Here is a 15,073-nt window from a genome sequence, read left to right on the forward strand (position 1 = left end):
CGCCGACCGCGCCTCGATCGGCGCGCCCCCGCACCCGCCGATCACCGACCTCCAGTGATTTCCGACCCACAGCGAAGGAACCCCATGAGCCAGAATGATTTCACCCTCGCCGTCGTCTCCGACCACAGCGCGGCCGACACCGACCATGCCGATCCCTTAGAGGCGGTCAAGCGGTCGCTGACCGCCTTGGGCACCGCCGTCACCGAGATCACGCCGTTCCAGTCGGCCCGGCTCCTCAACGACAAGTCGGGCCTGCTCATCATCGTCGATCGGATCACCGGCCACGCCGCGACGGGCGTAGAGAACTCGTCGGATGCACTGCAGGAACTGCTCGGGCAGATCCGCTCCCAGAGCGCCGATGTCCCGGTATTCCTCTACGGAGAAAGCCTCACCGCACGCAGCCTCTCCACGGAGGTCCTCGCCGAGATCGAAGGCGTGATCAATGCTTATGAGGACACCCCCGAGTTCGTCGCGAAGGTCGTTCACCGGGAGGCCACCCGCTATGTCGAACGCCTGGCGCCGCCCTTCTTCAAGGCCCTGATGGACTACTCGAACGACGGTGCCTACTCCTGGCACTGCCCCGGGCACTCGGGCGGCACCGCCTTCCTCAAGTCACCGGCAGGTACCGTCTTCCACCAGTTCTTCGGTGAGAACATGCTCCGCTCGGACGTGTGCAACGCCGTCGAAGAACTCGGACAGCTCCTCGACCACACGGGCCCCGTGGCGGAGTCCGAGGCCAGGGCCGCCGAGACCTTCGGCGCCGACCACCTGTTCTTCGTCACCAACGGCACCTCCACCTCCAACAAGGTGGTCTGGAACTCTGCCGTCAGCGCCGGCGATGTCGTGCTCGTCGACCGCAACTGCCACAAATCGATCCTCCATGCGATCATCCTCACCGGGGCGATTCCGATCTACCTCTGGCCGACCAGGAACCGCGCCGGGATCATCGGCCCGATCCCCCGCAGCGAGTTCTCCCCCGAGGCCATCGGAGAGAAGATCCGGGCCCATCCGGCCATCACCGACAAGAGCGTGACCCCGCGCATCCTCACCCTGACGCAGAGCACCTACGACGGGGTCGTCTACAACGCCGAGGAGATCAAGTCGACCCTCGACGGCTATGTCGACGTCCTCCACTTCGATGAAGCATGGCTCCCGCACGCCCGGTTCCACGAGCTCTACAAGGGGATGCACGGCGTCGATGAACGGACTGCGAAGACGCAGAAGTCGTTGGTCTACGCCACGCAGTCGACGCACAAACTCCTGGCCGGTCTCTCGCAGGCCTCACAGATCCTCGTCCAGAACTCCGAGGAGACCGAGCTCGACCGCGACATCTTCAACGAGGCCTACCTCATGCACACGTCGACGAGTCCGCAGTACTCGATCATCGCCAGCTGCGATGTCTCCGCAGAGATGATGCGCGGACCCGGCGGTCATGCCCTCGTCGAAGAGACCATCACCGAGGCAATGGAGTTCCGCCGGGCCATCATCCGCATCGGTGACGAGCATGCCGACTCAGACTGGTGGTTCGGCGTCTGGGGACCGGACACCCCGCCGAGAGAGGGACTGGCGGAACGCGCCGAATGGCAGCTGAGTGCCTCCGACAACTGGCACGGTTTCGGCGAGATCGGCGAGGACTTCGCCATGCTCGACCCGATCAAGGTCACCCTGACGACTCCGGGGCTGAGCATCGACGGCGAATTCGGCGAATTCGGCATCCCCGGGCTGGTACTGTCGAAGTACCTTGCCGAACACGGAGTCGTCGTCGAGAAGACCGGTCTTTACTCACTCTTCATCCTCTTCACGATCGGAGTCACGAAGGGACGGTGGAACACACTCATCGCCGAACTCCACCGGTTCAAGAGTGCCGTCGACAGCAACGTCCGCATCGACGAGATCATGCCGGAGTTCGTCGCGGAGTCACCGCAGTACGCGGGACTGGGCTTGAAGGACCTCTGCCAGCGGCTCCACGAGCTCTATCGCGAGCACGACTTCGCGAACCTCACCACCGACATCTACCTCGAGGAACCTGCGGTCGCACTCCCGCCGACCGACGCCTGGGCGGCGACGACCAGCGGGAAGATCGAGCACGTCGGGATCTCGCAGCTCGGGGGACGCATCTCCGCGGTCCTGCTCACGCCTTACCCGCCCGGCATCCCGCTGCTCGTACCCGGGGAACGAGTGAGTCCGAAGATCGTCGAGTACCTCAAGGCCGAGGCCGAGCTGGCGCGCCGCTACCCCGGTTTCAACGGAATCACCCATGGGCTGACGGCCACGTCCGGTGGGGGGAACACCGTGGCCTGCGTCATCGAGGAGAGCTGAGTCCAACGGCGGTCTGACCGGTGGCGGCCGCACGCGGACCGCTGCCGGTCACATTTGTGCCTGGATGGCACTCACCCGTGGTTGGCCGTGCCTCCGAGCCGCAGCCGCAGCGGGTCGAGGCGTCCCAACCGGTCGACCCCTGCCTGACCGAGTTCTACCACGACGAGTTCGCTCACCGCTTCGACTAGTGCCAGCATCGGCACCATCGTGTCCGAAGGACCCGCTGCGCGGACGTCGGCGGTGAGTACATGGTCGGCCAAGGCAGCTGCCGGCGACATCCAGGGATCGGTAAACACGATCGTCGCCAGACCGAGCTCTTTGGCCGTGCGCACGACGTCTGTGACTCGGGGTTCGTAGCGTCTGACATCGAAGGCGACGACGATGTCCCCTCGCTTGAGGTCGAGGAGCTGCCCGGCTGCGACGAGAGGATTCGCCGCCAACCGCATCGTGCCCGACCTCGCAGGGGCCAACTGGGCGTGGAAGATGTCCGCGATGAACCCCGAGTACGTTGCCCCAAGGAAGACCACCGACCTCTTCGTCTGCGCAAGCAGTCTGACGGTGCGGTCGAGGTCGTCACCGATCACCGAGTCGAAGGTCTGGTCAATCCCCGCATGATAGGCGGATCGTGCGGCATCGAACTGCGGCTCCTGACCGCGCGGACGCGTCTCAGCCTGCGAGAGATTCGACTCCTCGCGTACGCGGATCTCCTGGCGCAGCCTCTCTTGGAACTCCCGATAGCCGTTGAATCCCAGCGTCCGGGCGAAGCGGACAACGGATGGGGCGCTGACTCCCGCGGAGTCGGCGAGGCTCGAGATCGGTTCGAGTCCGGAGAACGGATAGGAGGCGAGGATCGCACGGGCGATCTTCTTCTCTGCCGGGGTGAATGTCGGCATGGCGGCACGCAGGCCCACCGCCAGGCTCGGTCCGTCCTCGCCTCGCGAATCCTGCACGTCCGGATCTTCCTCGACGGTCGCGTCCTTGCGTATCATCTCATCGCCTCTCTGTCTCCTCCCGACTGTACTGTGTTCTCACGCGATCACGAGGCAGGAGAAGAATTTTCTGAAATTCTCATTACAAATATTGACCGTATCTTCAAACTTGATATTATTCATTACATTCTTTGGGATCGCCTCAGATCGTCCTGCGATTTCAGCCCGCAAGCCACGAGCGAACACCGAAGTTCGGACAAGGAGTCACACCGTGAGCAATGAACCCACTTCTGGGGACCTGGACTGTCATGAGTGGCTGCACGAGAGCGTTCGGCCAGGACCCGGCGAACTCGTCTTCCTCGCCACATCCGACCTCTCCGCGCACACACGCGGCCGTGCGGTTCGAGCAGAATCGCTGAAGACCTCGACGTCCGTGGGATGGGTTCCGGCCAACCTCGGCATCGGCCCCAGTGGTCACATCACCGACGATATCCCCTTCGACTCCTCCGGTGACCTCCGACTCCTTCCCGACTTCGACTCCGCCGTGCGGACGACCCTCATCCCCGGCCAGCCTCCGCTGACCATCGTGTTCTCCGACCAGGTCAACACCGACGGCACACCCTGGCACGGGGATGCCAGGTCATTCCTCCGCCAGGCAATCGCAGAGCTGTCGGAGGAATTCGGCATCCAGGTCAACGCCGCCTTCGAACACGAATTCACCGATCTCGGCAACACTGCCCCGACTCAGCCGTTCTCCCTACAGGCCCACCGCGCCCTCGAACCGATCGGTTCGGAATCGATGGCCGCCCTGGCAGAGATGGGTGCTCAACCGGAGAACTGGCTGCCCGAATACGCTCCCAACCAGTTCGAACTCACCGTCTCCCCGGCCCCGGCACTCACCGCGGCCGACCGTGCCGTGCTCGTCCGCGATACCGTCGCCGCGGTCTTCGCCGGTCACGACAGGGAGGTCACCTTCACCCCCGTCCCGATCGCCGGTGACGGAGGTTCGGGAGTCCACGTCCATTTCGGTCTCAACGACCTCGACGGCGAGACTCTGGTCTTCGACGCGGATCGTCCCGGGCGGATCTCCGTCAAGGCCGCGAAGTTCGCCGCCGGAATCGTCAAGTACGCCCCATCGCTGACCGCGATCTTCGCCCCGCTCGTCGTGTCCTACCAGCGGCTGCGCCCGCACAACTGGTCGACGGCGGCCTCGTTCCTCGGCCTGCAGAATCGCGAGGCGCTGCTGCGGATCGTGCCCACGAACGAGATCGGCGGTGCGGATCCTCGTCCGCAGCTGCATTTCGAGTTCCGCGGCGGCGACATCGGCGCCAACCCGTACCTCCTGCTGGGTATCCTGCTCAAGGCCGGCATGGAGGGGCTTCGTCAGGATCTCGAACCCGCCGAGGTGGTCGTCGGTGATCCCGATGCCGCCGTCAGCGCCGAGGGTCAGCTTCCGACGTCCCTGCGCGAGGCCATCGACCACCTCGAGTCCGATGACGTGGTACGTGAGTGGTTCCACCCCGAACTGCTGGCAACCTACCTGGCCGTCAAGCGTGCGGAGATCGCCGAGTTCGGCGACCTCGAACCCTCACAGCAGTGCGCCGCCTACCGGAAGTTCTACTGAGGACGCCGGCGTGCAATTCGACTGGATGAACGAGCTGGAACTCGTCGACCACCACTGCCACGGCGTACTCGAACACGATCTCGATCGCGGGGCCTTCGAAGACCTCATCACCGAGTCCGACCGTCCAAGCCCTTCCGGCACGACGTTCTTCGACACCCAACTCGGCTTCATGATCCGACGGTACTGCGCCCCACTTTTGGGGCTCCCGGCCTTCGCCGTTCCCGAGGATTACATCGCAGAGAGGACCCGCCTCGGCGCGGTCGAGGTCAATACACGGCTGCTGACCGGGCACGGCTACGACACCCTCCTCATCGAGACCGGACACCGCGGGGACGAGATCCTCGGACCCCGACAGATGGGTGTGCGTTCCGGCACCCGGGTATTCGAGGTAGTCCGCCTCGAACGCATCGCCGAAGAGCTCGTGGAAGCAGGGGTCTCCGCCAGCGACTTCCGGTCCGTCTTCACCGATGAACTCGATGCGCGCCTGCGCACCGCGGTCGGAGTGAAGTCCATCGCCGCCTACCGCATAGGCCTCGACTTCGATCCCAAGCGGCCAACCGCCGAAGAGGTCGACTCAGCGGTCCATGAGTGGACGACAGCGAGTGTCGACGGCCCCGTGCGCCTCGAAGACGCGACGATCATCCGTCACCTCATCTGGGAAGCCGTCGATCGGACGGTGCCGATCCAATTCCACATCGGCTATGGCGATCCGGACGTCGACCTGCATCGGTGCAACCCGCTCCTGCTCACCGAGTTCCTGCGGCTCAGCCGTGGTTCGGGGGCGAGCGTCATGCTGCTGCACTGCTATCCGTATCATCGCGAGGCCGGGTATTTGGCGCACTGCTTCGAGCATGTCTATGCCGATGTCGGCCTCGCCATCAACTACACCGGCGCCCAGGCTGCTCAGGTGATCGCCGAATCCCTTGAACTCACGCCCTTCCATAAGGCGCTGTTCTCTTCCGACGCGTGGGGAGCTGCCGAGCTCTACAGTCTCGGGGCGATCCTCTTCAAGGACGGACTCGACTGGGTCCTCAACGACTGGGCGACTAGGCATGGTTGGCCGGAGGATGAGCTTCGCCGCATCGCCGGAATGATCGGAGCAGGCAACGCAAGTCGGGTTTACAGCCTGGCAACGAACGAAGCAGGGCAAGACTGGTGAGTATGGATATCAGGCAGGAGCGGTTCTCGACCGAACGGTCCGCGGAGTTCGGCGCCGCGTGGCTGGCTGCGGTCGAGGCCGATCTCGACCATGCACTGGATTTTCGCCGCCGCATTCACTCCTGCCCCGACCTCGGTGGTCAGGAGCAAGCGACGGCCGGGGTCATCGAGGCCGAGCTCTCCCCCTTAATGGCCCTGGACGCGATCGCGGGAACCGGTCGCATCGGCCGCGTCGGACCCGCGGATGGTCCCGCCGTGGGCATCCGTGCCGAGCTCGATGCACTGCCCGGTGAGGAAGCGACCGGAGCGGACTTCGCCTCGACGAACGGAGCGATGCACGCGTGCGGGCATGACGTGCATATCGCCGCGCTCGTCGCCGTCATTCGGGCCATCCCTGAGCTCGGTGAACGCACCGGCCAAGCGCTGCCGACGGCCCTGGCTGCGGTCTTCCAACCTCGCGAGGAGTCCTACCCCTCCGGTGCTCTCGACATCGTTTCGGAAAAGGGGCTAGAAACCGCTTCGATCGCCAGAATGATCGGCGTCCACAATCACCCAGGGGTGCCCTTGGGTCAGGTGGCGATCGGTGAGGGCTATATCAATGCGGCGGCGGACGAAGTCCACATCACCGTGCACGGTCGCGGCGGTCACGGGGCCTATCCGCACAATGCCTCCGACCCGGTGGCGGCGGTTGCGAACGTCGCGCTGTCGCTGCCCGAGATCGTCCGCAGGACCATCGGGCCGATGTCGGCGGCCGTGGTCAGTGTCGGGACGATGAGCGTCGGTGATGGGGCGGCGAACGTGCTGCCCCGCAACGGAGGCATCCGCGCCACCGTGAGGACCACCTCGGCGCAGGAGAGGACGGACATTCAGGCGGCGATCGGAACCATGGCCACGCGGATCGCGCAAGCCTACGGCCTCGAGGCCGATGTGACGATCGTCGATGGGGAACCGGTGCTCATCAACGACTCTGACCTGGCACGACGTTTCACCGCACGGGCTCAGGCCCTCGGTACGACCGTGGCGTCACCGATGCGGTCGCTGGGCGCCGATGACTTCTCGTTCTTCTCCGAGACCGTCCCCTCGGCTATGAGCTTCGTCGGCACCGGTCAGCCGCAGGCTTCTCTCCACAACGCGGGGTATCTGCCGCCTGAGCGGTCGGTGCTCGACGTGGCGCGGGCGATGATCGCCGGTTACCTGGCCGGAGCCGAGTCGCTCCTCGGTACGGCGTTCGAGTAGGAGTCGCGCACACAGCGTGCAACACGACCCCACCCTCGCGCGAGCAGCCAAAGTTCCGAGAACGCCTTTGGCAACCTGCTCCGCTGCCACGCAGTTTCTTGAGCTGAGTGGAGAGCATCTGGCGAGCACGGTCGGGTCGAGTTGGACCACCTCGGGGGATTGAGTACCCTGGAAACACAGTGACGATCGGGACGACCCGTTCGCTTCGCACCACGATGAGGACGGCCTCAGAGAACTGGAACAGACCGTCATGACCGCCGCACCGCGTAGCATCATCACCCTCACCGCGATCATCCGCCTCCTCCTCGGCTGGGGAACTTACTTCGCACTCCTCGTAGCAGGTCACCTGCTCGCACCGCCTGTGCCCGCACCGCTGCTTGTGACTGCACTTCTCGTCATCATCGCGGTTATTCTCATCTGCGCCTTCGGAGTCGTCACCGAAGCCGAACACTTAGCGAACCGTCTCGGCGATCCCTACGGCTCACTCGTGCTCACGATCTCGATCTGCCTCATCGAGGTCATCCTCATCGCCGCGGTCCTGCTCGGCCCCGGCGATCACGCGACGATCGCCCGCGATTCGGTGATGGCGGTGTCGATGATCATCCTCAACGCCGTCATCGGCCTGTGCCTGATGGTCGGCGGACTGCGCCACGGCGCACTCACCCACAATCGCACGGGCGTCTCGAACTACCTGGTCATGATCGTCGTCTTCGCCGCTCTCGCCTTCGCCGTGCCCGCCCTCATCGGCGCCCCCGACGGCGCCTACGAGATCTGGCAGGAGATCCCGATCATCGTCGTCACCGTCGGCGCCTACGCCTTCTTCCTCTATCGGCAGATGGGGCCCCAGGCCAACGAATTCACCGAGGTGGCCCCTGTCGGTGCGGTCTCCGTTGACGCCTCATCGACTGTCGGAACGACGCACCCCTCACCCGCCGAGGCGGCCCACCAGGCCGAATCGCGCCGGCCCGAGGCGGCCGGCCAGGTTGAGAGCGAACCTCAGGGAATCGTCGAGATCCTCTCGACCCATCGAGTGGAGATCATCCTTCGGCTGGTCCTCCTCGTCGCCACGGTGCTGCCGATCGTCCTGCTCTCCCACGATATGGCCACGCTTCTCGATGACGGCCTAGGCCGCCTCGGTGCTCCGGTGGCGTTGTCCGGAGTCGTCATTGCGATGATCGTGTTCCTGCCCGAGACGCTCACCTCGCTGCGTGCGGCGTGGAACGGGGAGATCCAGCGCGTGAGCAACCTCTGCCACGGCGCACAGGTATCGACGGTGGGACTGACGATTCCGACCGTGCTGGTCATCGGCATGCTCACCGATCAGCGGATCGTACTCGCCGAGTCGCCGATCAACCTCGCACTCCTGGCGATCACGCTCCTGGTCTCCGTCATCGGATTCGCCGGCAAAAAGGTCACCGCCGTCCAGGGGGCCGCTCACATCATCATCTTCGTCATGTTCGGTCTCGCACTCTTCGCGTGAGCTGCCGGCACGACGCCGGAGATGGCAAGCACGACGTCAAAGAGAGCCCGCACGACGCCGGGACGGCAAGCGCGGGCAGCGAATTCTCACGGGTAGGCTGAAATCCGAACGTTCAATCAGCCTCCGGCTATGCCCTGTACTAAGGAGAATCCATGGACCACGACGCTTCCTCGCAGGCCTCTGCGCCACTGCCCGACGTCTCGCCCGAAGGTTCGAGCCGGTTCGTCGCGGCCACCGGACTCGTCGTCGATGAGGTCAGCGCCACCTCGGTGCGGGCACACGCCGACCTGAACGAGAACCATCACACTCCGTGGGGCGTCGTCCACGGCGGCGTGTACGCCACCATCGTCGAAAGCGCCGGCAGCATCGGGGCCAGCACGGCGGTGGCCGATCGCGGCGAGTTCGCCGTCGGCGTCCACAACGCCACCGACTTCCTGCGCCCGACCTCGGCCGCACGAGTCACGGTCACCGCCGAGGCGCTCCACCAGGGTCGCAGCCAGCAGCTGTGGGACGTCGTCATCACCGACTCGGCGACGCAGAAGGTGCTCGCCCGCGGTCAGCTGCGGCTCCAGAACGTCCCGCTTCCCACAGACGCGCAATAGAGGCGAGAGTGGAAGGCCTCAGTTCCCGGCCATGTCCCGCAGGGCGTTCTTGCGGATCTTGCCGGTCGACGTCGTCGGCAGCTCTTCGACGAATTCGACTCCGGCCGGTGCCTTGTAGGAGGCGATGCGGGTCTTGACGAACGCGATGAGGTCGGCTTCGGCCACCTCGGTGCCGGGCCCCAGAACAACGTAGGCCAACGGTCGCTGTCCCCACTTCTCGTCGGGCATTCCGACCACGGCCGCCTCGGCGACGGATTCGTGGGCGACGATGGCCTGCTCGACCTCGATGGTGGAGATGTTCTCGCCGCCGGAGATGACGATGTCTTTGGCACGGTCGAGGATCTGGACGTACCCGTCCTCGTGCATCACGGCGAGGTCGCCGGTGTGGAACCAGCCGCCGCGGAATGCCTCGGCGGTGGCTTCGGGAGCGTTGAGGTAGCCCTTCATGACGTTGTTGCCGCGCATGACGATCTCGCCCATCGTCACCCCATCGCGGGGCACGTCGGTGAGCACATCATCGGCGCGCAGTTCGACCACGCGCATGCGTTCGGCGCTGATCATGCCGATCCCCTGCCGGGATTTCAGCTTCGCGCGCTCCTCCACCGGCAGGCCGGTCCATTCGGGCTGCGGTTCGCATGAGGAGTACGGGCCATAGGATTCGGTGAGTCCGTAGACGTGGATGACCTCGATGCCGAGCCCCTCGAGCAGGGCGATCGTCGTCGGCGACGGCGGGGCGCCGGCCGTGGTGATCGACAGCGAACCGCCCAGGTCGTGGGCCTCCTTGGCCCCGGCGATGGTGTTGAGCACGACGGGGGCACCGGCCATGCGGGTGACCTTCTCCTCGTCGATGAGTCGCCACGCCTCGGGTCCGCGCACGGCGCGGATGCATACGTGCGTGCCCGACACCGCGGTCAGCGCCCAGGTCGTGCACCAGCCGTTGCAGTGGAACATCGGCAGCGTCCACAGGTATCGAGTCAGCGCCGCAAAATCCTGCGTGACGACCTCGCCGAGCGAGTTCAGATACGCCCCGCGGTGGGTGTACATGACGCCCTTCGGCCGCCCCGTCGTGCCCGAGGTGTAGTTGACGGTGATCGTCGCGGTCTCGTCCTCGACTTCGTAAGCCCGGGGTGTTTCCGGCGCCGAGGCGGTCCAGTCGGCATACGCTTCCACGTTGAGATCCGTCGCGGTGACCTTGCCAGGGGTTCCGTCTTCGTCGGGGTGGACGACGATGGTTTCGACCGCGTTCGCGGCTCCGGCGTCGATGACCGGCTGGAGGAGTCCGGCATCGCCGAAGAGGAACTTCACCTCGCTGTGGCCGAGGATGTACTCGACCTCAGGCGGGGCCAGTCGGGTGTTGAGCATGACGAGCACACCGCCGGCCAACGGTACCGCGTAGTGGGCGATGAGCGCCTCGGCGCTGTTGGGGGCGAGCACCGCAACCGTGTCCCCGGCTTTGAGTCCGCGCTTGACCAGCCCTTCGGCGAGGTTCTGCACGGTCTCGGCCATCTGCCGATAAGTGAAGCGACGTGGCCCGTCGACGATCGCTTCCCGGTCGGGGTGAGCCTCGAGCGAACGCTCGAGGAAGCGCAGCGGAGTCAGGGCGGTATCGAGTCCGGACATAGGGATTCTCCTCTTCGTCGGTGGAGTGTTCTCACCTGCCGCAGGCTTGGCGCCGGCGAAGGCGTGGGGTGAGCCTGTTCGACCTCCAGACTACCGAGGCGGTGACCTCCACCACACACCACCCCCGAGCTCCACCTCCGCCGAGGTGGTCCCGTCGAGGTGGTCCCGCCGAGGTGGTGCTGCCGAGGTGGTCGGCGGTTCTATTCGCAGGCGACTCCGTCACCATCGCGGTCGAGGTGCGAACCGTATCCGGGGTCTCCGCGGTGGACGGGTGCGGCGCCGGCTTCGCGGGCGGCTGTGCAGTTCTCGAAGACGGTCGACGCGTCCGAGGAGCCACTGGACGACGATCCGGCTGACGACCCGCCTGCTGAACCGCTCGACGACGAGCCTGAGCCCGATGAACTCGATGATCCCGAGCTCGAGGACTTCTGCTTCGCCGGGCGGGTCTCTTCCTTCGTGGTGACGTTGTCACCGTCGCCGGGGCCGGGCCAGTCGGCATCGTCGGTGAAGGCGGGCTGGTCATCGCACGTATCGAGGACGCGCTGCATCGCGGACTTCTCCGGCGGGACCACCCACAGCTCGTACTTGTGTTTGACGGCGATCTGGCGGGCGACGTATTCGCAGCGGTAGGACCTGTGCGGCGGCAACCAGGTCGCGGCATCGCCGTCGCCCTTCTGCCGGTTGAGGCTCGAGCTCACGGCGAGCAGGTTGAGTGGGTCGTTGCCGAACTCCTTCAAGGTCTCTTCGTCGAATTTCGCCGCACCTGTCTGCCACGCGTTCGAGCGGGCGACGACGTGGTCGATGTCGACGGCATTCGAGCTGCGGTCGAAGTCGTAGGTCTCACCGGCGTAGGGGTCAGCCAGCGTTCCGGCCAGCACGACGCATCCGCGGGTGCCCGCCTTGAGCGTGATGTCCGTGAGGTCGCGGCGGAGCACATCATTGCGGGTATCGCAGCCGTTGTGGTCGGTGTCCGACCGCCATTTGAACAGGTCACCGTCGTAGCCGGTTTTCGGCGCCCGGCCCTTGACAGCGAGTTCGTCCAACATCGCCGAGGCGGTGCCCGGGTTCGCGGCTCCTGCCTGGCCTTCGTCTCCCCCATCCTCGCCGTTGGTGTCGGTCGGGGCTGAGGTGGATGTTTCGTCGCTCGACTGCCAGGTGTCCTGAGTCGGGGTGGGGTCGGCCGTGCTGGAGGCCGCAGAGTCGACGGTCGGCTCGGCCGCCTCGGCGCATCCGGTGAGGAGACCGAGGGCGACGACTGCGGCGAGCGCCGGCAGGAGACGCGATGTGGCTGCCCGGTTCAGGGCGCGTTTCGGGGAAGTGGGCATGTGCAGGGTCTTTCACAGGTGCGTGCTCGGGCCGAGCGAGGTGGTTCAGACGTGGTCGTGGACCGAGGCGACGAATAGGCCGCTGCTCGATCCACTTCGACCAGTGTAGGTCGAGAGGATCGGGTGCGGTACGGGGCAGGCGACAAAGTGACCCATTCGTTACAGGGTCAGAGTCCTGCCGTCCGCACACCCTCAGGTGGGCAATGCTCATCAGTCGTCTCTGCCCTGCTCGACCGGGTCCGAAGGTGCATGATGGAAGGACACGATGAGCAGCCTCGGCGAGGAGGATTTTCGATGCGACACGATGAGGAGCGCCCGCGGACCAGCGATTTCCTGTCCGAGGCAACGGTGCCTGGGCACTGGACGCAGGTGCTCGGAGGAATGCGGGCGAATGCGTTCACGCGACTGTCCCTGGATGAGGTGCGCGCCGAGGCGGCCCACCTGCTCATCCTCTCCCCCTCCCCCGAGGTGGCTCGGGCGTGCTTCGGAGAGATGCTCGGTGAGTTCGGGGACTCGGTCGAGGGTGCGGTCTCTGACGCCGGGTCGAAAGAAAACGTGCCGACCCTTGAAGTCGCCGGGCTCGACGACGTCGTGCCGAGTCACGTCCCCGCGGGGACGTGGGTGTTCCTGCCGCATCGGCAGGATGGCTGGACCGAGCTCGAGGAGGCTTCGGCACGGCTGCGCAGGGACTTGGTCAAGGAGAACTCGGGGCGAGCGGCCGCCGACAAGCTCGTCCTCATCGAGTACGGGATCAACCTCTGGCTGTGGGCCGAACCACCGTCGAGCGGCGGCGACCCCGTCTGCCACGCAGGCGAGCTCATCAGCTGGGAAAGCGCTTGGGCGCTGGAATCTGGTGGTGGCGATCGTACCGTCGCCGATGCTGGGAGCGACGTGGCCGACGGCGCGGTCGACTCTTCGGGAACCCGGCCGCCGACCGCATCAGCGCGCCCGCCGATCTACTTCGGCCTCCCACCTTTCCTGCGCAAGCGCCGGTGGGACAGCTGAGTCCCTGACTCACCCCTGCCGACCGCTCAAGCTAGCGTCGAGCGCACACGGTTTACGGCGAGCGCTCGACGCTAAAGTAAGCGGTCGGCGATGGGCAAATGACTGAGGTGGCACCTGAGCTTCGCTGGCTCACGCGACCGCGACGACCACGCCAGCCGCGATGAGCAGCACGAAGTAGCCCCAGGCGTGGAGGATCTCGGGGATCTTCGGCACTCGGCGGCGCAGGAACACGATGATCGGCAATCCGCCGATGAGCAGCGCCGCGGCCGCCACCAGGTCGAGCGATCCGACGATGCCCGGGGCGTCGATCGCAGCCGGGGTCAGGATCGTCACGAGCACGGCCGGGCTCATGATCACCAAGGTCAGCGGGTTGGCCAGGGTCGTGGCCACGGTCATCGTCGCCCCGGATCGGCGCATCATCGGCACCGTCATCACCGACCCGCCGACGCCGAGGAACGACGCCAGACCACCGATCGGCACACCCCAGACCGCTGCGATTCCGCGTCCGCCTTCACTGACCTCGCCGGCCTCATCGACAACTGCAGCCTTGCGCCGGAAGAATCCGGGCCGGGCGAGCAGATCGATGGCCGTGGCCGCGATGTACGCGACGAACCCCCACTGCAGCAGCGCGTCCGGTGCGAATCGTCCTGCGAACGCACCCAATCCCCCGCCCAGCGCGAGCAGCCCGAGCAACCACCACCGCCCCTTGAGATGGGCGAGCGTGGAGCGTTTCGTCGACACCGTCGCGACGATCGCGTTGACGAGCATCACCAGCGCCGAGGTGGCCGCCGCCACCCGCGCCGTGTCATGTCCGAGATCCGCATCGACCAGGGTGATGATCGGGACCGTGACGAAGCCGCCGCCGAACCCGAAGAGCACGGTGGTCAGGCCGACGAGGCATCCGATGAGAACGAGCCCGAGGAACTCCATACTTTCAGGATCTCAGAGTCGGGCGATGAGCAGCGGTTGGGTCACAGCTCCGACGTAGCCGATCTCATCAGCCAGGTCGCCGTCGGCGACGCCGCGACCGTCGGGGCCGACATGGGTGCGGACATTCATATTCAGCCATTCGGACCTCGGTTCCCGTGCGAAGGTCAACGACAGCGACGGAGGGATGAACGTCCACTCGCCAAACGGCAGGGCCGCCGAGACACCGTTGGCCGAATCCGCCACGATGACGAATCGCTGGATCGGGCTGGTTCGTTCACCCGCGACGAGCGGGATGCGCGGGCGTACCCAGACGTCGGCAGCTCCGAGCTCCTGGAGCCCGCCGGAGACGAAGCGCCATTCGATGGCACGCCCGTATCCCCAGTCAGGGCTGATGCCGGGGAAGTACTTCTGCTCCTGCGGTTCCGGCACCGCCGAGGTGTCGAAGGTCGAGGCCACGTCGGCGCTGGATTCGGGTGTCGAGCGCATCCGCCACGCGGTCGCGGTGACGGCAAGACGGTCTTCGGCCCAGAGTTTGGCTTCGACGAGTTCGATGCGCTTTCCGGGTCGGACGATGGTCGCCTCGGTGCGGATCCGACCCTGCGGGATCGGCCCGAGCATGTCGATGGTCAGCCGGCCGATGCTCATCGCCTCGTCTTCGCGGATTTGTTCAACGGCACGGGCGAGCAGTGCCGCGGGCGGCCCTCCGTGCTGCATCCGCTCGTCCCACGGGCTCGTCGTGGCCCGGGTCGAGTCGAATTCGTTCTCGCCGCGAGGAAGGTAGAAAGCCTCGGGCAGTGGTGTGACCTCGTTGTCTGTCACGCGTCCTCCTCAATCGTTCGTTAAGT

General features: G+C 65.8%; 12 protein-coding genes. 7 read left to right on the forward strand and 5 right to left on the reverse strand.

The features are described 5' to 3' along the window. Window positions 1-84 precede the first annotated feature (84 nt). Window positions 85-2,319, forward strand: a complete 2,235-nt coding sequence (locus tag GUY30_RS14145; RefSeq protein ID WP_167198855.1) for an Orn/Lys/Arg family decarboxylase — start codon at window positions 85-87, stop codon at window positions 2,317-2,319. A 71-nt stretch (window positions 2,320-2,390) separates the two neighbouring features. Here GUY30_RS14145 and GUY30_RS14150 read toward each other — a convergent pair whose 3' ends face one another. Further along, the gene (locus tag GUY30_RS14150) at window positions 2,391-3,308 is read right to left on the reverse strand and encodes a MurR/RpiR family transcriptional regulator (RefSeq protein ID WP_228281379.1); all 918 of its coding nucleotides are present in this window, start codon (window positions 3,306-3,308) and stop codon (window positions 2,391-2,393) included. 211 nt (window positions 3,309-3,519) lie between these two features. Between GUY30_RS14150 and GUY30_RS14155 the strand changes: the two genes are divergently transcribed. From GUY30_RS14155 to GUY30_RS14175, 5 genes are all read left to right on the forward strand, one after another. After that, window positions 3,520-4,872, forward strand: a complete 1,353-nt coding sequence (locus GUY30_RS14155; RefSeq protein ID WP_228281381.1) for a type I glutamate--ammonia ligase — start codon at window positions 3,520-3,522, stop codon at window positions 4,870-4,872. Between the two features lie 25 nt (window positions 4,873-4,897). Further along, window positions 4,898-6,031 carry an amidohydrolase family protein gene (locus GUY30_RS14160; protein ID WP_167198864.1) on the forward strand — a complete coding sequence of 378 codons (1,134 nt, stop codon included), beginning with the start codon at window positions 4,898-4,900 and terminating at the stop codon, window positions 6,029-6,031. A 2-nt stretch (window positions 6,032-6,033) separates the two neighbouring features. Continuing rightward, a complete protein-coding gene (locus tag GUY30_RS14165; protein ID WP_167198867.1) occupies window positions 6,034-7,266 on the forward strand; it encodes a M20 metallopeptidase family protein in 1,233 nt (410 codons plus the stop codon). 250 nt (window positions 7,267-7,516) lie between these two features. Beyond that, window positions 7,517-8,746, forward strand: coding sequence for a calcium:cation antiporter (locus GUY30_RS14170; RefSeq protein ID WP_167198870.1), 1,230 nt, complete (start codon window positions 7,517-7,519; stop codon window positions 8,744-8,746). A gap of 152 nt (window positions 8,747-8,898) precedes the next feature. Then, the gene (locus tag GUY30_RS14175; RefSeq protein WP_208091431.1) at window positions 8,899-9,348 is read left to right on the forward strand and encodes a PaaI family thioesterase; all 450 of its coding nucleotides are present in this window, start codon (window positions 8,899-8,901) and stop codon (window positions 9,346-9,348) included. A gap of 18 nt (window positions 9,349-9,366) precedes the next feature. Here GUY30_RS14175 and GUY30_RS14180 read toward each other — a convergent pair whose 3' ends face one another. Beyond that, the gene (locus GUY30_RS14180) at window positions 9,367-10,968 is read right to left on the reverse strand and encodes an AMP-binding protein (protein ID WP_167198873.1); all 1,602 of its coding nucleotides are present in this window, start codon (window positions 10,966-10,968) and stop codon (window positions 9,367-9,369) included. A 200-nt stretch (window positions 10,969-11,168) separates the two neighbouring features. Further along, the gene (locus tag GUY30_RS14185) at window positions 11,169-12,293 is read right to left on the reverse strand and encodes a GmrSD restriction endonuclease domain-containing protein (protein ID WP_167198876.1); all 1,125 of its coding nucleotides are present in this window, start codon (window positions 12,291-12,293) and stop codon (window positions 11,169-11,171) included. A 294-nt stretch (window positions 12,294-12,587) separates the two neighbouring features. Here GUY30_RS14185 and GUY30_RS14190 point away from each other — a divergent pair, with 294 nt between their 5' ends. Further along, on the forward strand, window positions 12,588-13,298 hold the full coding sequence (locus GUY30_RS14190) for a hypothetical protein (RefSeq protein ID WP_167198879.1): 711 nt from the start codon (window positions 12,588-12,590) through the stop codon (window positions 13,296-13,298). 129 nt (window positions 13,299-13,427) lie between these two features. Here GUY30_RS14190 and GUY30_RS14195 read toward each other — a convergent pair whose 3' ends face one another. Further along, window positions 13,428-14,228 (reverse strand): sulfite exporter TauE/SafE family protein, encoded by an 801-nt coding sequence (locus tag GUY30_RS14195; protein WP_167198882.1) that lies wholly within the window; start codon window positions 14,226-14,228, stop codon window positions 13,428-13,430. A gap of 12 nt (window positions 14,229-14,240) precedes the next feature. Then, window positions 14,241-15,047 (reverse strand): thioesterase family protein, encoded by an 807-nt coding sequence (locus tag GUY30_RS14200; protein WP_228281382.1) that lies wholly within the window; start codon window positions 15,045-15,047, stop codon window positions 14,241-14,243. Window positions 15,048-15,073: the final 26 nt, after the last annotated feature.

The sequence above is a fragment of the Brevibacterium pigmentatum genome, assembly GCF_011617465.1.
In the GTDB taxonomy this organism is placed as follows: Bacteria; Actinomycetota; Actinomycetes; order Actinomycetales; family Brevibacteriaceae; genus Brevibacterium; species Brevibacterium pigmentatum.